The organism is Curtobacterium sp. ABR8 (assembly GCF_057812125.1).
Map to the genome: position 1 here is coordinate 1,641,677 of NZ_CM173818.1, position 20,752 is coordinate 1,662,428.

Genomic DNA, 20,752 nt, shown 5'->3' on the forward strand with positions numbered 1-20,752 from the left:
ACGATGACGACGACGTACCGAGCGAATGCGCGCCGAGAGGGCCGCTGGTGGGCGATCGAGATCCCCGCGGCCGGCGCGGTCACACAGGCCCGGCGAGTCGCCGATGTCACGTGGATGGCGCGGGAGTGCGTCGCCCTGACACTGGACGTCCCGGAGGAGGACGTTGCGATCGACGTCGAGTTCGTCCTCCCCGACGACGCCCGTGCCGATTGGGAAGCGTCCCGCACACTCGCTGAGCAGGCACGGCAGGACGGGGCCGAAGCGGCTCGGCTCGCGCGGAACGTGGTGACGCGGATGCGGGCCGAGGGGTACACGTACGCGGAGATGGCGTCCGTGCTCGGGCTCTCCGCACAACGGGTGCACCAGCTCGCGAACGCTTCCTGACGTCAGCCGAGGGTGGTGGCCAAGCGCTCGAGCGTCGTCTTCGCGTCGGCGAACTCGGCGGACGCGTGCTCGGCGAGCGGCGCGAGGTCGGGCAGCCGGTCGGCCAGGGTCGCACTGACCGTGATCGGGTAGGGCTTCATGCCGAGCGCCGTGCCGAGGATGAGGTGCAGGACGGGCGATCCGTGGTCCCAGTCCTCGGTCGGAGTGCCGGCGTCGTACGTCGCGCCGCGGGTGACCACGGTGACGACCGGACGGCCGGCCAGGGGCTGCACGTCGCCGGCCAGGACGCCGGGGACGTGGACGCGGTCGATCCACGCCTTGAGCGTCGACGGCACCGTGTAGTTGTACAGCGGCGAACCGACCACCACGACGTCTGCGGCGAGGAGTTCGTCGATGACCTCCTGGCGGAGCGCCTCGGCCTCGGGTGCGACGGTCTCGTCCGCGGTGCGGTCCGTTGCTGCCCAGTGCAGCGCCGAGGTCTCGAGGTGCGGGAGCTGGTCGACGTGCAGGTCGCGGCGGACCACCGTGTACTCCGGTCCGCGGGCGCGCCAGGCGTCGGCGAACGCGGCGGTCAGCGCGCGCGAACGGGAGTGAGCGAGGTCGGCCGAGGAGTCGATGTGCAGCAGCGTGGGCATGGTGCCCACGCTACCGACGGTGGCACGGAAACGGCCCCGCCGCCCCGGTGCGGGGTCAGGCGGGGCCGAGGTGGGCCTCCCGTCCGTCACGCGGGCACGCGACGGACGGGAGACGACGGGGGCCGTCAGCGCTCGTTGTCCGTCAGCGCTGTGCGCGGCGACGGCGCAGGGTGCGGGCGCCGATCAGGCCGGCACCGGCGACGAGCAGGCCGAGGGCCCAGGGCAGGGCGCCGGTGGCGTCCGAACCCGTGTATGCGAGCTGGCCGCCACGGTTCGTCGGGGTGACCGGTGCGGCCGCGGGCACCGGGGTGACCGGGGTTGCGACGCCGGGAACGGCCGGGACCGCGGTCGGCTGGACGTCCACCGCGAACGAGGTGCTGAACTCGCCGGCGGCGACGGTCAGGTTGTGGATCGACGCGTGCGGGAACGTGACGTTCACGAGACCGAAGAAGTCCAGGTCGGGGTCCGGAGCGATGACGTCGCTGGCGACGTCGGACGTGACGGTCGGGACGATCGACTCGTCGTTCTCGTCGAGGATCTCGTTGCCGTACCGGTCGACCAGGTTGCCGGAGACGACCAGGGTGCCGCCCTGCTTGATGGTCGGTCGACCACCGTCGACCTCGGTCCCGACGGACCCACCTTCGCCGTCACCCTTCATGGTGATCGTGTAGACCTTGCCCTCCGGGTCGATGACCCAGGTGGTCCGGGTGCTCGTGTCGTCGTCGTCGAAGTCGAACGCGCCGGCACGGTCCGTCGTGAAGACCACCACGCCCAGCGGTGCTGCTGCCTCGACGGTCAGGTCGACGTACTGCGTCACGGTCTCGGTGCCGCTGGTCGCGGTCACGGCGAAGGTCCAGTCGGAGCTCCAGGTCGTGACACCGCTGAGCTCACCGGTCGACGCGTCGAAGGTCAGGCCGTCGGGCAGCTGGTCGGCGGGGGAGTCGTTGAACTCGGCATCCTCGTCGAAGAAGTACGCGAGCTTGTACGTCGGCTCCGGGAAGCCCTGCGCACGGAACGTGTACGAGAACGCGTCACCGGCGGTGGCGCTCAGCTCGAGCGGGTGGTCGACGTCGGCGCCGGCCTTCGTCGGCTTGCCGTCCTCGCCGAGGAAAGCGGGGGTCTGGCTGACGGGCGCCGTCGCGTCGGAGGTCACCGAGGTGGTGTCCGTGGCGCCGGGCAGCGTGCCGGTCACCGTGACGGTGATCGTCTTGCGCACGTCGGTGGGGTCGATGCGGTAGGTCGCGGTCTTCGACAGGACGTTGCGGTCCTGGTCAGCCCAGACGTACTTGTACGAGGAGTCCTCGTCGAAGCCGGTGACGACGGCGCTCAGGAGCGTGCCGACCTTCGCCGCGCCGTCGATGGTGACGGAGGCGTCGGCGGCCTTGGTGGTCACGTCCGGCGTCGGCTTCGCGGTCGGCGCCGGGGTCTCGGCGGCCGGAGCCGTGGTCTCCGGGGCGGCCGGCTCGTCGGCCGGGGCGGTCGCGTCGTCGCTCGGGGTCGGGGCCGGGGTCTCCTCGGCGGGGGCAGGGGCGGGGGTCTCGTCTGCGGGGGCCGACGGGTCGTCGGTCGGTGCGGGCGTCTCCGCCTGGTCGACGGGTGCCGGGGTCTCCTCGGAGACGACGGGCTGCGTCGAGTCGACCGGCTCGACGGCGCTGGCGGCGGTCGCGGACATGATGCCGAGACCGGTGGTCAGACCGACGAGTGCGACGGTGGTGCCGACGGCGCATGCGCGACGAACGGCGGAGGTGCTGCGGTGCACGGGTTCCCCCCATGTTCAGGTCCGGCTGGGTGGCCGGATCGTGAGAATCTGCCGAGAGTTTCGGCCTGCTCGGATCGTAGTGCGGCTGCGGGGCCGTTCAGGCTTCGGTGATCGGAATGTGACCATGGTTGGGGGTCCGTGCGGGAATCCGCGACGGACGGGAGGCCCGTGGCGGATCCGCCACGGGCCTCCCGTCCGTCATCCGGCGCGGTCCACCGCGTCAGGCGCGTCGGCGACGCAGGCGGTGGACGAGCAGCCCGCCGCCGGCGGCCAGCAGGCCGAGCGCCCAGGCGAGCGGGCCGGACGTCTCCGCTCCCGTGAATGCGAGGGCGCCGGTACCGGCGGTCGGGGTCGTGGTGCCGACGGCGGCGGCCGTGGGCTGCACGTCCACGTCGAACGAGGTCGAGACGTCACCGAGTGCGACCGTGATCGTGTGCGGCGACGCGTGCGGGAACGCGACGCGGGGCTCCCACGGTCCGTGCGGGAGCGAGACCTCGTCGCTGGACACGGTGCTCGTCACGACTGGCTGTGCGCCGTCCGACTCCTGCGTGCTGTTCCCGAACGCGTCGAGGGCCGTCACACGGATGGCCATCGTCGACCCCTGCGTCACCGGGACCGCGTCGAACGGGATCGACTCCCCGCTCTCCGCGAAGACCTCGCGCAGCCCCTCGGTGTCGCGGAGCCAGCCCCTCGGGGACCCGATCGTGCCGACGAGCAGGCTGAGTTCCTCGGTGGCGGCCGGACGGATCGACAGGTGCACGTACTGGGTGGCTGCGCGGGAGCCGTTCGTCGCCATGACCTGGAAGTCGTACTCACCGGCCACCGTCGGGGCGCCGCTCAAGACCCCGCTGGTGTCGCCGACGGTGAGCCCGAGCGGCGCGATCGGGTGCTCGTTGCCCGGGACGGGGAACGCGGTGGCACCGGTCAGCAGCACGTAGTGGAGCTCGCTCGAGGACCCGGTGGCGGTGAAGGTGCGTTCGATCTGCTCGCCCGCGATCGTGTCGATGCGGATCGGGGACTCCGGCGTCGACTGCTCGTCGAACGTGATGGTGTCCGGGGCGGCGGGTTCGTCGGCGCCGTCGGCCCCGACCACCACGTCGAACGCCGTGGAGACGCCGCCCTCCGAGACCGTCACGGTCCGGGTACCGGTCCCGCCGAAGGTCACGGTCGTCGAGGAGTCTCCGTCGTTCCACGTCGTCACGTCGGAGTCGTCCGTGCTGCTGACCGTTGATCGCGGGTAGTCGTCGTCACCGCCGGGGGTGGTTCGGTTGCCGTAGGCGTCGACGGCGAGCCCGGCGAGGGTGAGCGGGGTGTCCTCGGCGACGGGGACGTCCGGCACGACGCGCACTCGGCCCTGCCCGGCGGCCTGCTCCCAGATCGTGCCGTCGGCGTCGACCTGCCAGAGGCCGTCGTGGTCCGGCGTCGCGACCCCGAACGTCACGCCCACGGGGGCACCGGGGGAGACGGTGAGCTCCACGTACTCGGTGATCTGGGTCGAGCCGCTCAACGCGACGACCTCGAAGTCGAACGTGCCGGCTTCTGTCGGGGTGCCGCTCAGGACGCCGGTCTCCACGTTGACGCTGTACGCCGCTGACGGGGCGTCCTGGATGGCGTAGCCCACGGTGCCGTTGCCGCCGGTGGTCTCGAAGGTGTGCGAGAACGGGGTGCCGGCGGTCGCGGTGAGGACGAGCGGGGCGTCTTCGGTCGACGGCTCCGTGAACGCGAGGTCGCTGCCGTCGTCGTCGTCGGCGGGCGCAGCGGGCAGTGGGGTCTCCGACTCGGCGGCGTGAGCCGGCGTCGGAGCGGGAGTCGCGCCTCCCGGCTGCTCGTCGGGGGCGTCGGTCGGGACGGGCATCTCGGGCGAGGCGGACGCAGCAGGTGTCGCGGCGCTCGCCGCCACCGGTGTGTCGGTGCTGGTCGCCGCCGGTGTCGCGGTGCTGGTCGCGGTCGGTTCCTCGGCGGCGACGGCGGTCGTGGCGCCGATGCCCAGGGCCGACGAGGCGGCGACGATGGCGACGGCGGCGCCGATCGCGGCGACGCGACGCGTGGTGGACGTGCAGGGCTGACTCATGGGATCCCCCTCGGATACCGGACGGGGCACCGAGAAGTGCCCTCACCGAGGAGGTGTCGTCGATCCCGCGATCCTGACGGCCCGTCAGGTCTCGGTTCGGTCTCGGCACAGTCAGCCGGATCGCGAACGGGTCCCCTCAGTCGCCGACGGCCGCCGCGGCGCGTTCGAGGGCTGCGCGCAGCGCACGGACCGCGGGCGAGGACGCCCCGGCCGCGCGCACGACCGTGAAGATCGTGCGACGGGGCTGCTCGGGGAGTTCGAGCAGACGGCAGGTCGTCGTGCGCCCGGTCCACATCAGGTCGGGCATCAAGCTGACGGCGTTGCCGGACTCGACCAGGCGGATCTGGGTCTGCAGGTCGGCGGTCTCGTAGCGGACGTCCGGCTCGAAGCCCCAGCGTCGGCACACCTGCTCGGCGAAGTGCCGCGAGGCCGTCCCGCGCGGCTCCATCACCCACGGCAGGGCCTCGGCGTCCTCGAGGCTCGAGACCGGCAACAGCGCCGTGTCGAGCGGCGGCAGCGCCAGCCGGACCGCATCGGTGGTCAGGTCGGAGCGGTCGAGTCCGGACAGGTGCGGTGCGGCGTGCGCCGGGTACTGCTCGGCGATGACCATGTCGAAGTCGCGCGCCCACGTCTCGTTCAGTGCGGTCTCGGGCTCGCGCTGCACCATCTCGACGCGGACGTCGGGGTGCTGGGTGGCCATCTCGTGCAGCGCGTTCGGCATCAGGGCCAGGGCGGCGGACTGGAACACGGCGACGCGCACCCGCCCCTGGACGGACGGCAGGGTGTCCTCGACCTGCGCCTGGGCCTGCTCGAGCACGTCCTGCACGTGGCCGGCGGCGGCGACGAGCACCTCGGCCTGCGGGGTGAGCTGCAACCGCCGTCCGGCCTTGCGCAGGAGCTGGACCCCGGCCTCGCGTTCCAGAGCGCTGAGTTGCTGCGACACCGCCGATGGGGTGAAGTTCATGGCCTCGGCGACGGCCGCGATGGTCCCGCGAATCGACAGCTCGCGGAGCAGGACCAGGCGGCGGACGTCGAGCATGATCCGACGGTAGCGGGGTCCCAGCGGATTCGGTAGTGCAACTGAACGGTACCCATCAGGAACGGTCGCTTCCGCTACCGTATCCCGGGCCTCCACACTGATCCCATGACGACCCTGCACGAGCACCCCGCCACCGACCACGACGCCCTGGCGGACCAGTCCGTCGCACTCGTCCGACAGTGGCTGGCCGAGGCCGAGTCGTTCCCGGTGGACGGCTCTGCCAAGCAGCTCGCCGGGGTGCTCGCCGACCCCGCCGGTCTGGACTTCGCGGTCGGCTTCGTGGACGGCGTCGTCCGTCCGGAAGACCTCGCCGTCGCCGCACGCAAGCTCCGGCAGATCGCGCCCGGCGCCCCCGGGTTCCTGCCCGCCGCGATGCGCGGACTCGTGCGCCTCGGTGGCGGCATGGCACCGGTCCTGCCGAACGTCGTCGTGCCCATCGCCCGCCGGGTGCTGCGTGGCATGGTCGGCCACCTCATCGTCGACGCGACCGACTCGAAGCTCGGCCCCGCGATCGCCAAGATCAAGCGGGACGGCGTCCGGCTCAACGTGAACCTGCTCGGTGAGGCCGTGCTGGGTGAGCGCGAGGCGGCACGCCGGCTCGAGGGCACGCACAAGCTCCTGGCCCGCGACGACGTCGACTACGTGTCGATCAAGGTCTCGTCGACCGTGCACCCGCACTCGCCGTGGGCGTTCGACCACGCCGTCGACGACATCGTGGAGCAGCTCCGCCCGCTGTTCGAGCGTGCCGCCGCCGCGACCCCGGCGAAGTTCATCAACCTCGACATGGAGGAGTACAAGGACCTCGACCTGACGATCGCGGTCTTCACGAAGCTCCTCGACGAGCCCGCGTTCCTCGGCCTCGAAGCCGGCATCGTGCTGCAGGCGTACCTGCCCGACGCCCTCGCCGCGATGGAGCAGCTGCAGGAGTGGTCCGCCGCTCGCCGGGCCCGCGGTGGTGCCGGCATCAAGGTCCGCCTGGTCAAGGGCGCGAACCTGCCCATGGAGCAGGTCGAGGCTTCGGTGCACGGCTGGCCGCTCGCCACCTGGCACACCAAGCAGGACTCCGACACCAACTACAAGCGCGTGCTCGACTGGGCGCTCACGCCGTCGCGCGTCGAGAACGTCCGCGTCGGCGTCGCCGGGCACAACCTGTTCGACGTCGCGCACGCGTGGCTGCTCGCCGGTGAGCGGGGCGTGCGGGACGGCATCGAGTTCGAGATGCTGCTCGGCATGGCGCAGGGCCAGGCCGAAGCCGTCCGCCGCACCGTCGGTTCGCTGCTGCTGTACACGCCGGTCGTGCACCCCGGCGAGTTCGACGTCGCGATCGCGTACCTGATCCGTCGCCTCGAGGAAGGCGCCTCGCAGGACAACTTCATGTCGGCGGTCTTCTCGCTGGTGTCCTCGCCGCCGCTGTTCGCCCGCGAAGAAGAGCGCTTCCGCGCCTCGCTCGTGCCGCTCGCCACGCCGGAGGGCCTCGCCGCCCCGGCGTCCCACCGCGTCGCCGACCGCTACGCGGCCGTCGGACGCCCCGGACCGGGTCGGTTCGAGAACACGCCGGACAGCGACCCGTCGGTCGCCTCCGTCCGTTCGTGGGGCGACGCGATCACCGCACGCGTTGCGTCGTCGACGCTCGGCGTCCGCGCCGTCCAGGAGGCCCGGGTCGACTCCGCCACGGCGCTCGACGCCGCGCTCGGCCGCGCCAGGGCCGCCGGTGCCGTCTGGGGCACCTGGTCCGGTGGCGCTCGTGGCGCCGTGCTGCACGCCGTCGGCGACGCGCTCGAGGCCAACCGCGCCGCACTCATCGAGGTCATGGCCGCCGAGACCGGCAAGACCATCGACCAGGCCGACCCCGAGGTGTCCGAGGCGATCGACTTCGCGCACTTCTACGGCACGCTCGCGTCGCAGCTGGACGAGGTCGACGGCGCGACGTTCACCCCGGCGAGCCTGACCCTCGTGGCGCCGCCGTGGAACTTCCCGGTCGCGATCCCCGCGGGCTCGACCCTGGCCGCGCTGGCCGCCGGGTCCGCCGTGGTCCTCAAGCCGGCACCGCCAGCCGAGCGCTCCGGGGCCGTCCTCGCCTCGATCATCGAGACCGCGCTCGACGCCCACGGCGCCCCGGCCGACGTGCTCGCGTTCCTGCAGGTGTCCGAGAACGAGCTCGGCCAGCAGCTCATCGCCTCGCCGATGGTCGACCAGGTGATCCTCACCGGTGCCTACGAGACCGCCGAGCTGTTCCGTTCCTTCCGTCCGGACCTGCCGCTGCTCGCCGAGACCTCGGGCAAGAACGCCGTCATCGTCACCCCGTCGTCGGACCTCGACCTCGCGGTGAAGGACGTCGTAGCCTCGGCCTTCGGGCACGCCGGTCAGAAGTGCTCGGCCGCGTCACTCGTGGTGATGGTCGGGTCGGTCGCGAAGTCGAAGCGCTTCCGCAACCAGCTCCTCGACGCCGTGTCCTCACTCACCGTCGGCTACCCGACCGACGCCGCGACGCAGATGGGCCCGGTCATCGAGCCGGCGGCGGGCAAGCTGCTCGACGGCCTGACGACGCTCGGCGCGGGCGAGTCCTGGGCCGTCGAGCCGAAGCAGCTCGACGAGACCGGAAAGCTCTGGAGCCCGGGTGTCCGTCAGGGCGTCCGCCGCGGTTCGGAGTTCCACCGCACCGAGTACTTCGGTCCGATCCTCGGCATGATGACCGCCGACACCCTCGACGAAGCGATCGACATCGTCAACGAGGTCGACTACGGCCTGACCTCGGGCCTGCACTCGCTCGACCCGGCCGAGATCGGGACGTGGCTCGGCCGGATCCAGGCGGGCAACCTCTACGTCAACCGCGGCATCACGGGCGCGATCGTCCGCCGCCAGCCGTTCGGTGGGTGGAAGAAGTCGGCCGTCGGCGCGGGCACGAAGGCCGGTGGGCTGAACTACCTGCTCGGGCTCGGGTCGTGGACGCCCGCTGCTGCGACCGCTTCGGCGGTTCCGTCCGCCCCGATCCGGGCGTTCGTCCGGGCGGCCGAGGTGTCGTCGCCGGCGCTCGACCGTGCGCTGGCGTCCGACGAGCAGGCCTGGTCGACGCTGTTCGGCACCGCGACCGACGTCTCGGCCCTGAGCGCCGAGCGGAACATCGCGCGGTACCTGCCGTTCCCGTCGGTGCAGGTGCGGCTCGCGTCCCAGGACGAGGACGCTGTGCCCGAGCTCGTCCGTGTCGTCGCCGCCGCACTCCGGGCCGGTACGACGATCGAGGTCTCGACGGCGGGGGCGCTGCCCTCGGCCGTCACCTCGGCGATCCGCTCGCTGCCCATCGTGCGATCCGTGTCGCAGTCGGTCCCTGACGAGGCCTTCGCGTCGTCGATCGCGGCGGGTCCGTCGACCCGTGTCCGGCTCATCGGCGGCGACACGTCGGCGCTGTACTCGGCGATCGGCGGGCGTCCGGACGTCGCGGTGTACGGCGGCCCGGTGACGGAGGCCGGCCGGCTCGAGATCCTGCCGTTCGTCCGCGAGCAAGCGGTCTCGATCACGGCGCACCGCTTCGGCACGCCGAACCACCTCTGGAAAGCAATCGGCGACGTGCGCGTCGGTGATCCAGAACCTGAGGCATAACGCCTAGGCCAGCGCGAAACTCAGCGACGTGTTCCGCTGAGCATTCCCGTCGCGCATCTGAGCTATGCTCCGAAACGTGAAGGTCTTTGTGAGTTGGTCCAGAAGTGCGAGCAAGTCGGTGGCTGAAGCGTTCGCCGACTGGCTTCCTCGCGTCATCCAGGAGTGCGAGCCATTCATATCCAGCGACACCGAGAAGGGCGATGCTTGGTTCGATACGATTGAGAAGAATCTTGCCGAGGCTCGTGTCGGAGTGCTCTTCCTGACCCCGCAGAACAAGAACGCTGCCTGGCTCAACTACGAAGCTGGCGCGCTTCGAACGTTGCGGAATGGCAACATGAAGCGCCTTTGCGCGGTTTTTGTCGGTATGAAGCCGGCGGACTATGACGGTCCTATCAAAAACTTCCAAATGACGAACTTCAGCGACAAGAGCGATATGTTCAAGTTGCTACAGGCGATTAACGGCGCGGCAGATCGGTCACTGAGTGATCGTCGCCTTGAAGAGGAGTTTGAGGAGAAGTGGGACCGACTTGCGGCAGATGCTGATGCGGCGGTTCGGGAAGCTGCGGCTGGAGTTCGCGAAGCGGAGTCAGTCCCCGAGCGGACACGATCAAGCGATGACAAACTTGATGAGGTGCTCGATCTACTGCGTGAAATCCGGTTTAGTTCGGCGGAGGTGAGGACACCGTCGTCCGCCCCGGCATCGAATAGCGAGCGGGCTGGAAAGATCATGCCTCAGCTGCGCGGTATGTATCTGATGGATAAGGAGGAGGGGTACAACCGTGAGGTGCTGGAAGCGCTCCGTTTCGGCGACAACGTCATCATGACATTGGATGACGGCTCGACTGTTGAAGGTGCGCTGAATTCGTTCAGCTTCTCCAATGCGCCCTTCTAGGTGATGAGAGTTGCTAGCTCGTCATTACGCGGCGCTACCTAAGCGATTCGCGACGTATGCACTAGCGCGGGCCCCTAGCTCCCTAGCTAGCGGCTCGGACCGTCCCACAGCCTCGTAGTCGAGGATGTGTTGCGACAGCTCGTTGGCCCGCGAAACGTCAAGGCCTAGCAATCTTCCTCGATTGGCTGCCTCCGTCGCGGCGTCTGGGTGCTTCTTGCGCATCTTGGCCGCGGCCTGGATGAGCCCGAGCGCCTCGTGCCCAACTCCAGGCCCATCGATCAGCCAAGGCTCCGTGCCGTCGAGTGTGAACTGCAGACGTCCGATCGCGCTATTTAGCGTCCGCGTCACACGACGCGGGGCCGTCGTCGCGGGAGTCTTCGCCCGGCGCACGACCGACGCTCTTTCGGTTCCTGGCAAGCAAACGTAGTCAGACGGTGCTCATCAGTCCATCTGACGTGCCAGTTCCCCGAACATGCCGACGGCGAGCGCAAAGGATTTCCCGAACGACGTCGCAGTCATGTAGCCCTTCTGGATGTCGAGCATGTACGACTCCTGCTGTTCGCCTTCCTTCGGAACAGGAGCGACCCGCTCCTCAACAGTGGAGCGAGCCGAAGCGGTCTCTGGTCGAGCCTCAACCCAGCTGTAGGCGCTGTCGTCCGTAAGGAAAGCGTCGTAGTGAACTTCCAACAGACCGAGCCGAATCCAGTTGTCCACGTAGGTTGGGATGGAGGTGTTCAGTTCGGGCTGCCCGTTGTCGTCGCGGATATCCAACAAGTGCCGGTAGATCAGCGTGGTACCGATGCCGGGCCGCACTGCGGATTGCAGGGAGACGATCGGGATGTTCGAGTCCCCGGCGGAGGCGGCCAAGTAGTGACGCAGCAACTCCGCTTCCTCCGCCGATAGCTGCCGGATCACTTCAACAAATGATGGATGAGCCATGTCGGCGTACTTTGCGTCCACGGCCCGTGCTAGCAGTTCGAGGTAGAGGTCACGCAGCCCTGGCTCGTCAACTACATGGCCAAGTCCCTCGAACGCGGGGGCTGCGATGGATCGCTTGGGTGGCTGCAGGTCTTCGTCGGGAATGTTGTCCAGCTTCCCGGCTAGGTCGTCTGCGGCTTTGGTGTCCAGATACTCGCTTGGAACCCTGATCGCTCGGCCGAACAGCTTAAGAAGCCATGTGCTGATGCCCTGCCGAACCGCTGCCCGCTCGCCGTAGTGCTCGACGGCCTTCTGGAAGTTCGGGGTGTCGCGAACCGCTTCGACGAGGGCCTTGTTCAGTGCCTTTTGATCGGCTGCGTCGGCCGCGGCCGCCTTCGTGATCGCTTTACCTATCGCCGCCGCCGCCGCTGCTTCCATCCCACCACTCATGAGTTGACTGTAGCGGCCTTTGTGGCTGCAAGGCGTCAAAACATGGGCAACGGTCATTTTTCTGCGTCGGTCACCGCCGACGCGCGGGTCGGGCTAGGGCACGGCGAGTGGTTGCCTCGGACCATGAACACCATCAGGCCGGAGGGGTCGTTGGCGTCTGGACAGTGTTGTCGCCGGGGCGGGCCACCCGCGGCCTTCATCCAAATCGCGGGAGGCCTCGTTGTCGGGCGGGGCCGGGGGGCGTCTGAGCGCAAACCCGACCACGGTGAGCGGCCGACACGACGAAAAGCCCCCGTCGCTGCCGGAGGAGTGACGGGGGCTTTGCATGGAGTTAGGACGAGATCGCTTCACTCCCGGCCACTCTTCTGCGGAAAGTAGCGCCGCCGCTTCAGTCGGTCCCCAATCGAGGTGTGCCGGGATCGAGGCGCACCGCGTTGAGGTCGGCGGCGGCAGACTCGGCTAGTTGCGAGGGCAGCTATCCGGTGACGCCCCGCATGGGCGGAAGTTCGCTCAGCGGGGCGGCGTTCGGTTCACCGCTCCCGGATGCTGGCCGTACTGCTGCGCACGCCTCAGGGACGCGAGGTCGCCGCCGCGGGCTTGCGCTTCGCGCACAGCGCGAGGGGTATGCATGGCGACCGCGTGTGCTCGGGCGGGGGTGGTTTCGTATTGCATCAATGGCCTCCAGGCGTGTGAAGGGCAGGTAGAAGTTGAAAACGGGCGCGTCGCGAGACGACGATGCCGGACGGCATGCCGAAGCCACTTGGGACATGAGGGGGCCGGGGGCGGCAGGGAGTGCGCCACGAGCGGAGCTGGAACCTCGCCGACCGGCGACGCTCCAGACGAGAAATGGAGGCGGCCAACCAGCCTTCCGAGCTGGCCACGCGAGTTCGATTCCCGTCATCCCTCCCTTGTAGCTGCTGGGAAGTAGGCCCGTCCGGGAACCGGACGATCAGGCCGAACTTCTCCATAAGCCCTCGTAGGTGCGGGATGGCTGCTCAACCGGAGGCGAACTTCGAGCTAAAGTCAGGTCGGAGATTGGGGACCTTGTTTGAGTCACGATGACAACCGCCGCCACCTGGGCAAGAAGTTCCAAGAGAAGCAGCGCTTTACCAACTTCGGCCCGATCCTCGAGAAGATCACGATCAGCGGCTTCCGCGGCGTCGCTTCGCTTGGGCTGGAGCTTCGCTCGCCCGTCACTGCGCTGTCAGGACTGAACGGGACCGGTAAGAGCACGATCGCTCAGCTCGCCGCATGCGCATACCGCCCCCTTGGTTCAGACTTCGGCCCGCGCAACTACGTGCGAGACTACTTCCCGGTATCGGCCCTGGACCCCCAGCCGTTCAGCGATGAAGCACGTGTCGTTTACGACTACGCTGCCGCGACGCAAGCGACACAGCAGGTGACCGTCAGTCGTGCAAATAAGGAGTGGTCCGGCTATAAGCGGCAGCCCGAGCGGTTGACGCACTACGTCGGGCTCACATCGTTCCTGCCGAAGATTGAGAAGCGTGACTTCTCCGTATACGGCGGAGCTCGGGTAGAGCTCGGCCCATCTCACCCTGTGCAGGAGCAGACGCGGTTGGCGCTCCAGAAGGTGCTTGGCCTGTCGTACCAGGAAGCTGACTTCACGCGAGTGATCCTCGGTAAGCAGGCTGCCGATCTAGCACGCGTACTTCGGAGCGGTCAGCGCTACTCCGAGAACCACATGGGGTTCGGCGAGGGACGGATGTTCTACCTGGTCAATCTCCTGGAGACCGCTCCAGAACGGAGCCTCTTCGTCATCGAAGAACCCGAGACGTCGCTGCATGGTGACGCGCAGTCGCGCTTGGCTGAGTACTTCGTCGAGGTCGCCGATCGCCGCAGGCACCAGATCATCGTCACAACGCACAGCTCGGCTGTTCTCGATCGCCTTTCTCGCGAATCAGTGGTCTACCTGCGAAGGGAGCCGGGCGGGGCCGTAAGTGCGACGACTGGCCTCAGCACCTACCAGGTGGACTCATACCTGAACGTTCACCACAAGAACGACGCGACCATCTGCGTGGAGGACGACTTTGCGCAGGCGCTCGTGACCGAAGTCTTGCGAGCTGCGGACCCCGACCTGCTCGCCGGCGTCTCTTTCCACCCCGTTGGTAGCCACGACATCCTCCGGAAGACGGTGCCGATCCTGCGTCGCGCTGGTCTGCGCGCCCTCGCGGTCACCGACAGCGATTGCAATGACGCTGGCGAGAACTACGTGATGAGCATGCCTGGGGCTGTCGCGCCGGAGAAGGAGGTGTTCGATGATGAGGACGTGCGGATGTTCTTCGGTGCAGCGCCCTACCGACTTGACATCGAACCGCATACGGCGTCGCAGCCCGACCATCATCGGTGGGTCGGCACCATCGCCAACGCGCTGGCACTACCGGACGCCGTCATTACGACGGAAGCCTGCCGCGTCTTCGTGGCGACGAGGCCGGAGGGCTACTTCGACGCGCTGGTGCACTTCGTTCGCAGCACGCTCGCCGATCACTCTTAGTCGGACGCTCCTGTCAGGGGTGCCTGACATTGTCTCAGGGATTGGCCGTTGGGCCAGAATGAGGGGCTGCATCGTGGCAGTTGAGATCACGCTCGTTCACTTCGGTAGCACGCCGCGGTCAGAGAAACCATCACCTCCTAACGATGGGCGAACATCTGCAACGGAACGACTGGCGACAGCGACAAGGCGTCGATGGTGCAGTACATCGACGTGAGTGAGGGAACGGTATACGTCGGCATGGGACCAGCGCGGGTCTCGGTGGGCGTCGTCCGCCCGACGTACGGTACGCCGAACCACCTGACCGACGAGCTGATCTAGCGGCGCTGTCCGGTCGCCGCACCGCCTCGGGCGGCTCGGAGGGGCACAGCGTTGCCTCGGGTGCGCGTTCCAACCACGGCGCGCACCCGACGGCCCTGCGTCGGGTCGAACCCGGAGGAGCTCCACCATGACCGAACCGTTCGCACGCCCGACCGCCCTCGCCCACGTCCGCGTCACCGTGACCGACATCCACCGCAGCAAGGCGTTCTACCAGCAGCTGCTCGGCACCGACCCGGCGATCGACTTCAGCGACCAGGTCGACGAGCCCGGCGTGCGCGAGGACCGCGAGCGCTTCTACGGCGGCTCCGTGTTCCGGCTCGGCGATCAGGTCTTCGGCCTGCGCCCGGTCGCTCCGGCGGGGCAGACGTTCAACCCGGACACGGTGGGACTCGACCACGTGAGCTTCGTCGTGGGCTCGGTCGACGAGCTGCACCAGGCGGCCGCACGTCTCGATGCCGCGGGGGTCGAGCACGGCGAGGTGACCGACCTCGGGGACGCCGGCATGGTGATCCTGTCCGTGCAGGATCCGGACGACATCAACCTCGAGCTCGCAGCCCTCAAGTCCTGAGCAGTCCTCGGGCCGCGGGCTAGCATGGGGTGACGAGAGGGGACGTCATGCACTTCGCACACGCCATCGGCCGGGGGATCGGCTTCGTCTTGTCGACCATCGCGAAGGTGCTCGGAACCCTGAACGGCGGGAAGCCCGCGGGCGACGACCTCGCGGCGCGGCTGAACCAGCCCCGTCGCGACGACTACCGCCCCTGACACGTTCTCTGCGCCGCGCGCAGCGTCAGTCGGCGACGGCGGGCTGCTGGGCGACCATCGTGCCGGTCACGAGCTCGCGGAGCGCCGAAGGCAGGGGGATCGGTCGGCGGGCACCCTCGCGGTCGATGATCACGTGCACGAACTCGCCGGTGGCGAGCAGCGCGCCGTCTGACTGGCGGAACAGGCCGAACTCCCACGACAGGCTCGTGGTGCCGAGGTGCTTGGACCGCATCCCGACCTCGATGACGTCCGGCCACACGGCGGACTCGACGAATCGACAGCTCGACGACACCAGCACGGCGATCCACTCCGACGAGAACGGGTCGAGCCCCGCTTGCTCGCGGAACCAGTACGTCGACGCGTTGTCCATCGCCGAGTAGTAGATCGTGTTGTTGACGTGCCCGAACATGTCGTTGTCGTTCCAGCGCGTGGGGTAGAGGCGGCGGAACGGGTACTCGTCGATGGTCATCGGTCTCCGATCGGAGGTGCGGGTGTGGCGTGATCGGCGGCGGGGCGCAGCACGTACTCGAACGCGGCGCGTGCCCGGACAGGGTCGGGGGCCTCACCGGAGATGAACTCAGCGTAGGTGAACGACTCTGAGATCCGGACGAGCAGCCGGGCGAGCTCCTCGGCGGAGAGCGGGGCCGGATCGAACTCGCCGGACGACTGTTCCTCGACGACGAGTGCGGTGATCCGGTCGACGAACCGGCTCTGCACGTCGCTCTCCGAGGTGGTCAGCAGGCGCATCGCCCGCGCGGGCTCGCGGGTGAGGAACGCGCGGAAGTAGGTGGCGTCGATGAGGTCGACGGTGAACCGGTCGAGCACGTCGACGATGCGTGCTGCGCCGGTCGACCCGATCGTGTCGGCAGCGCGGGACGCCCGGTCGAGCGTCGGGACTGCGAGGGACCACAGGATCTCGGACAGCAACCGGTCACGGTTGCCCACCCACCGGAACAGCGACGTACGGTCCACGCCGAGTGCGGCAGCCAAGGCGCCCATGTCGATCCGTGCGCCGTCGATGAAGGTGTGGCGGGCCTCCCGGAAGGCGCGCAGCGCAGAATCCGATGTGTACACGCGACCCTCCCTTGCAACGTTTTCGAGAATGATGCATCGTTGGTTCCATGTCAACGCTGACGCCCACGACGGGCCTCCTCGAATCGGACTTCTACGGCTTCCAACAGCAGCTGACCGAGCCGGAGCGCGCGTCGATCGGGCGGCTCCGCGAGTACCTCGAACACGAGGTCGCGCCCATCGCCGACGGGTACTGGGCACGTGCCGAGTTCCCGATGCAGGTGATCGCCCCTCTGGCCGAGCTGGGCATGTACGGGCCGGGGATCCCGCTCGTGCGCCAGTTCGAGAACTCGGCCGTGTACCGCGGGTGGGCGGCGCTCGAACTCGGACGGGTCGACGCGAGCGTCGCGACGTTCATCGGCGTCCAGTCCGGCCTGGCGATGAACTCGATCGCGGTGGCCGGCAGCGAGGAGCAGCAGCGCGAGTGGCTGCCGCGCATGGCGGCCGGCGAGCTCATCGGGGCGTTCGGCCTGACCGAACCGCTGTCCGGCAGTGACTCCGCCCGCGGACTGCGCACCACTGCCCGGCGCGACGGCGACACGTGGGTGCTCGACGGTGAGAAGCGCTGGATCGGCAACGCCACCTTCGCCGACGTCGTCGTCATCTGGGCGAAGGACGTCGCGGACGAGCAGGTGAAGGGATTCCTGGTCACCACGGACACCCCCGGTTTCACCGCCACCAAGATCGAGGACAAGATCGCGCTGCGCGGGGTGCAGAACGCCGACATCGTCATGCAGGGCGTCCGCGTGCCCGAGTCGCGTCGACTGCAGCGTGCGGACTCGTTCCGGTCGACGGCCGAGGTGCTGCGCCTGACCCGCACCGAGGTGGCCTGGCAGGCCGTCGGCATCGCGGTCGGCGCGTACGAGGCAGCCCTTTCCTACGCCCGCGAACGGATCCAGTTCGGCAAGCCGATCGCGTCGCACCAGCTCGTGCAGGACCTGCTCGTGAAGTCGCTGTCGAACATCACCGCGTCGATCGCGCTCTGCACGCAGGCCTCGGCGATGCAGGACGCCGGTGTCGGGGGCGACGAGCACTCCGCCCTGGCGAAGGCGTTCGCGACCGCGAAGATGCGCGAGACCGTCGGCTGGTGCCGCGAGGTCCAGGGCGGCAACGGCATCGTGCTCGACAAGGGAGTGGCCCGGTTCTTCGCGGACGCCGAGGCGATCTACTCGTACGAGGGCACACGCGAGGTGAACACGCTCATCGTCGGGCGGGCGATCACCGGGCAGGCCGCGTTCGTCTAGGCCGTGCCGGGTCGGGGGGATCCGACCCGGAACGACCTCCACGATGTCGTACGACGTCGAACATGTCGTTCCGGGTCGACCGCGGCCACGACTACCCGAGCAGCTCCGGCCGCTCCCACTCCTGGCCGAGCACGTGCTGCCCGAGGAACGCGAACACCGTCTCGTACCAGACCACGGCGTGCTGCGGCGAGAGCACCCAGTGGTTCTCGTCCGGGAAGTACAGGAAGCGGTGCGGCATCGTGCCGTCCGGCGCCGCGTGGTGCTCCGCGAGCTCGGACCAGAGCCGCAGCCCCTCGCCGATCGGCACCCGGTAGTCCTTGTCGCCGTGGATGACGAGCATCGGTGACGTGATGTCGGCCACGAAGCGGTGCGGGTCGTTCGCCTCGATGCCGGCGGCGTCGAAGATCGACGACCAGTACTGCGACGAGTCCGTGGTGCCGTTGAACTGGTCGAGCGCCCACAGGCTGGCGTGCGTGACGATCGCGCGGAACCGGCCGGTGTGCCCGGCGACCCAGTTCGCCATGTAGCCGCCGAACGAACCGCCCATCGCGGCTGTGCGGGTCTCGTCGATGTCGCCGCGCGCCTCGACCGCATCGGTGATCGCCATCAGGTCGGTGTACGGAGCCTGCCCCCACGCGTTCCACCCGCGGTTCACGAAGTCGAGCCCGTAGCCGGTCGACAGCGCCGGGTCCGGCAGCAGCACGGCGTACCCGCGCGCCGCCAGGAGCATCGGGTTCCACCGCCACGACCACTGGTTCCACGAGTTGAGCGGTCCACCGTGGATCCAGAGCAGCAGCGGGTGCGGCCCGTCGCCCTCCGGCACCACCAGCCAGCCGCGCACGCGCGCACCGTCGGCCGCGGTGGTCTCGACCTCTTCCAGGTGCGCGGGGACGTCGGGCAGGGCCGCCGGCGTCGCGAGCGGGGTCACCACCCCGTCCGTCGCGATCCGCACGGGGTGCAGCGGCGCCGCCCAGGAGGCCCGGAGCGCCACGACCGCACCGGTCGCCTCCGCCACGCGCAGGCTCGAGTACGCCCAGTCGTCGTGGGTCAGCTGCTCGACGGCTGCGCCGTCGAGCGGGATGCGGAAGACCGGAGCCCGGCCGCCCTGGTCGGCCACGGCGAGCAGTGCCCGGTCGCCGTGCTCGAACACGAGCTCGCTCGGCCAGCGGTCCCAGTCGGTGGCGATGCGGCGCGGGTCCGACCCGTCGATGCCGGCGGTCCAGACCTCTTGCTGGGCCGCGCCGGCGGGCGTGGAGCGCACCGTCCTGACCCACGCGATCGTGCGGCCGTCGTGGCTCAGGGCGGGCATCTCGTGGTCGACGTCGGCGTCGTCGAACAGCACCGTGCGGTGGCCGCTGGAGCAGTCGATCGTGACGAGCGTCGAGCGGTCCCCACGGGCCTCCCGGACGCCCACGGCAGCCAACAGGACCGAACCGTCGGGCGTGAGCGCCCCGGCGACGTGGTCCAGCGACCGGCCCGGGGCCGGTGTGCGGTCGGTGAGGCGGGGGAGTGCGGCGTCCCCGGCGTCCTCGGTGTGGCCGTCGGCCAGGTCGAGCGTCAGCACGTGCGTCTGGTCCGGGCCGAGGTCGTGGTCCCAGTACCGGACCGGGTACGTCTCGTGCAGGATCGCGCGGACCTTCTTGTCCGTGCGGGCTTTGCGGAGCTCGGCGTCGGCGTCGAGCACGGTGGTCGGGTCGGAACCGGCCCCGGGCAACAGGTCGGCGGTGAGCGCGACGGTGTCGGCGGCTGCAGCGGTCGCGAGCACACCGCCGACCCCGCCGGTGAGCCGGGTGAGGGGGCGTGCCTCACCACCGGCCGCCGGGAGGACCCAGAGCTGGGCGGCCTCGACGTCGGCCGCGTCGGCATCGGGGCGGGCGGAGACGAAGAGCAGGTCGCCGGTGCGGGTGAAGGCCACACCGCCCTCGCCCTTGGCGGAACGGGTGAGGCGGACGGCGGTACCAGGTGCGTGACCGCTGGCCGCGTCGGCGTCGTTCCCTGCTGACACCTGCCAGATCGAGCGGCGGTACCCGGTGCGGTCCGGGTCGAGCGCACTGACCGTCAGGGCGACGCGCTCACCGTCGGGGCTGATCGCGATCCCGTCGACCCGGGGGAGGGCGATGTACTGGTCGAGGTCGGAGAACGGCGTCGTCATGCGTTCACGCTCACCAGGTCGTCCGCCCAGAACGCGGCGATCTGCTCGGCGACCGCCGTGCCCTGGGTGCGGCCGGCCTCGGCCGACGGCGCCTGGGTGGCCAGCGAGAGCGAGTTCGTGCCGAAGGCTTCCTGCGCGGTGCTGTCGGCCACGACGACCTCGACCGAGCTGCCGCCGGCGCGGAGCGACTCGACCGCGACGTCGAGCCAGGGACCGACCGGCGACGGACCCTCGGGACCACAGGCGATGACGAGGACACGCTCGTGGCCGGCGGCGGCGTCGGCGTTCGTGCCGGAACGGACCCCGCCGTCGACGTACGGTCGCCCTTCGATGCCGACGGGCGACCACACGAAGGGCACGGAGCAGCTCGCGGCGACCGCGCGGGGGAGCGGGACGCCGTCGGCCGCGGTCAGCAGCCGGAACGTGCCGTCGGTGGCGTCGACCGCGGTGATCGCGAGCGGCTTGACCGGCCACTCGGTGGACGGCAGGGTCTCGGCGAAGGTCGCCACGCGTTCGTCGTCGGTCTGACCGTCGGTGACCTGCTGGGCGGCGAGGCCGAGGCGGGCGCGGGCGTCCTGCTCGCCGGTCGCCCCCTCGAGCGCGGCGCCGATCCGCTGCTGGACGGCGTCGGTGTCGATGGCCGGCGGCTCGACGTAGGTCGTCGGCGCCGGGGTGTGCTGCTGGTCGTACGCCTGCTGTACCGCGCCGTTGCGGACGAAGGCCCCGACGACGCTGCCGGCGCTCGTGCCGACGACGAGGTCTGCTGCGTCGAGGTCGACGCCGGCGTCCTGCAGGGCGGAGAGCACACCGACCTCCCACGCGATCCCGGCGACACCACCGCCGCCGAGGACGAGGGCTCTGGTTCCGGGTACGGGCGTCGCGACGTCGGTCATGGGTCCTGCTTACCAGCTGCCGGCGACGCGCTGGTGGAGACCCGGTCTCGCT

The 20,752-nt window shown here is 69.6% G+C and carries 17 protein-coding genes; 8 read left to right on the forward strand and 9 right to left on the reverse strand.

The annotated features are described in order from the left end of the window. Positions 1-3 precede the first annotated feature (3 nt). Complete coding sequence (locus ACXKZB_RS07965) at positions 4-384, forward strand: hypothetical protein (protein WP_488825573.1); 381 nt, start codon at positions 4-6, stop codon at positions 382-384. A gap of 2 nt (positions 385-386) precedes the next feature. Here the strand turns inward: ACXKZB_RS07965 and ACXKZB_RS07970 are convergent, their stop codons facing one another. The 4 genes from ACXKZB_RS07970 to ACXKZB_RS07985 form a co-directional block, all read right to left on the reverse strand. Then, positions 387-1,019 carry an FMN-dependent NADH-azoreductase gene (locus ACXKZB_RS07970; protein ID WP_488825575.1) on the reverse strand — a complete coding sequence of 211 codons (633 nt, stop codon included), beginning with the start codon at positions 1,017-1,019 and terminating at the stop codon, positions 387-389. Between the two features lie 142 nt (positions 1,020-1,161). Then, a complete protein-coding gene (locus ACXKZB_RS07975) occupies positions 1,162-2,778 on the reverse strand; it encodes a putative Ig domain-containing protein (RefSeq protein ID WP_488825576.1) in 1,617 nt (538 codons plus the stop codon). Positions 2,779-2,998: 220 nt separating this feature from the next. Further along, the gene (locus ACXKZB_RS07980) at positions 2,999-4,849 is read right to left on the reverse strand and encodes a hypothetical protein (protein WP_488825577.1); all 1,851 of its coding nucleotides are present in this window, start codon (positions 4,847-4,849) and stop codon (positions 2,999-3,001) included. 136 nt (positions 4,850-4,985) lie between these two features. Beyond that, entirely contained in the window at positions 4,986-5,888 is a 903-nt protein-coding gene (locus tag ACXKZB_RS07985; RefSeq protein ID WP_488825578.1) for a LysR substrate-binding domain-containing protein, read from the reverse strand. A gap of 105 nt (positions 5,889-5,993) precedes the next feature. Between ACXKZB_RS07985 and ACXKZB_RS07990 the strand changes: the two genes are divergently transcribed. Then, complete coding sequence (locus tag ACXKZB_RS07990) at positions 5,994-9,485, forward strand: proline dehydrogenase family protein (RefSeq protein ID WP_488825580.1); 3,492 nt, start codon at positions 5,994-5,996, stop codon at positions 9,483-9,485. Between the two features lie 64 nt (positions 9,486-9,549). Beyond that, positions 9,550-10,377: a TIR domain-containing protein gene (locus ACXKZB_RS07995; RefSeq protein WP_488825581.1), complete on the forward strand. Its 828-nt coding sequence runs from the start codon at positions 9,550-9,552 to the stop codon at positions 10,375-10,377. Positions 10,378-10,818: 441 nt separating this feature from the next. On the opposite strand, the gene ACXKZB_RS08000 is transcribed toward ACXKZB_RS07995, so the two are convergent. Beyond that, entirely contained in the window at positions 10,819-11,745 is a 927-nt protein-coding gene (locus tag ACXKZB_RS08000; RefSeq protein ID WP_488825583.1) for a DUF4393 domain-containing protein, read from the reverse strand. 1,048 nt (positions 11,746-12,793) lie between these two features. Between ACXKZB_RS08000 and ACXKZB_RS08005 the strand changes: the two genes are divergently transcribed. From ACXKZB_RS08005 to ACXKZB_RS08020, 4 genes are all read left to right on the forward strand, one after another. Beyond that, positions 12,794-14,257, forward strand: coding sequence for an ATP-dependent nuclease (locus tag ACXKZB_RS08005; protein ID WP_488825584.1), 1,464 nt, complete (start codon positions 12,794-12,796; stop codon positions 14,255-14,257). A gap of 192 nt (positions 14,258-14,449) precedes the next feature. After that, positions 14,450-14,575 (forward strand): hypothetical protein, encoded by a 126-nt coding sequence (locus tag ACXKZB_RS08010; protein WP_488825585.1) that lies wholly within the window; start codon positions 14,450-14,452, stop codon positions 14,573-14,575. 127 nt (positions 14,576-14,702) lie between these two features. Continuing rightward, positions 14,703-15,143 (forward strand): VOC family protein, encoded by a 441-nt coding sequence (locus tag ACXKZB_RS08015; protein WP_144750519.1) that lies wholly within the window; start codon positions 14,703-14,705, stop codon positions 15,141-15,143. 47 nt (positions 15,144-15,190) lie between these two features. After that, complete coding sequence (locus ACXKZB_RS08020) at positions 15,191-15,340, forward strand: hypothetical protein (protein WP_488825586.1); 150 nt, start codon at positions 15,191-15,193, stop codon at positions 15,338-15,340. Between the two features lie 25 nt (positions 15,341-15,365). Here ACXKZB_RS08020 and ACXKZB_RS08025 read toward each other — a convergent pair whose 3' ends face one another. Together ACXKZB_RS08025 and ACXKZB_RS08030 are read right to left on the reverse strand one after the other, a co-directional pair. Next, positions 15,366-15,809 (reverse strand): acyl-CoA thioesterase, encoded by a 444-nt coding sequence (locus tag ACXKZB_RS08025; RefSeq protein ID WP_488825588.1) that lies wholly within the window; start codon positions 15,807-15,809, stop codon positions 15,366-15,368. Next, positions 15,806-16,414, reverse strand: a complete 609-nt coding sequence (locus ACXKZB_RS08030; RefSeq protein ID WP_456795985.1) for a QsdR family transcriptional regulator — start codon at positions 16,412-16,414, stop codon at positions 15,806-15,808. Before ACXKZB_RS08030 ends, ACXKZB_RS08025 begins: the two co-directional genes overlap by 4 nt. A 47-nt stretch (positions 16,415-16,461) precedes the next feature. On the opposite strand from ACXKZB_RS08030, the gene ACXKZB_RS08035 reads away from it, so the two are divergent. Then, entirely contained in the window at positions 16,462-17,655 is a 1,194-nt protein-coding gene (locus ACXKZB_RS08035; RefSeq protein WP_488825590.1) for an acyl-CoA dehydrogenase family protein, read from the forward strand. A 91-nt stretch (positions 17,656-17,746) separates the two neighbouring features. On the opposite strand, the gene ACXKZB_RS08040 is transcribed toward ACXKZB_RS08035, so the two are convergent. After that, complete coding sequence (locus ACXKZB_RS08040) at positions 17,747-19,807, reverse strand: S9 family peptidase (protein WP_488825591.1); 2,061 nt, start codon at positions 19,805-19,807, stop codon at positions 17,747-17,749. Then, the gene (locus ACXKZB_RS08045) at positions 19,804-20,700 is read right to left on the reverse strand and encodes a patatin-like phospholipase family protein (protein ID WP_488825592.1); all 897 of its coding nucleotides are present in this window, start codon (positions 20,698-20,700) and stop codon (positions 19,804-19,806) included. Before ACXKZB_RS08045 ends, ACXKZB_RS08040 begins: the two co-directional genes overlap by 4 nt. Positions 20,701-20,752 lie beyond the last annotated feature (52 nt).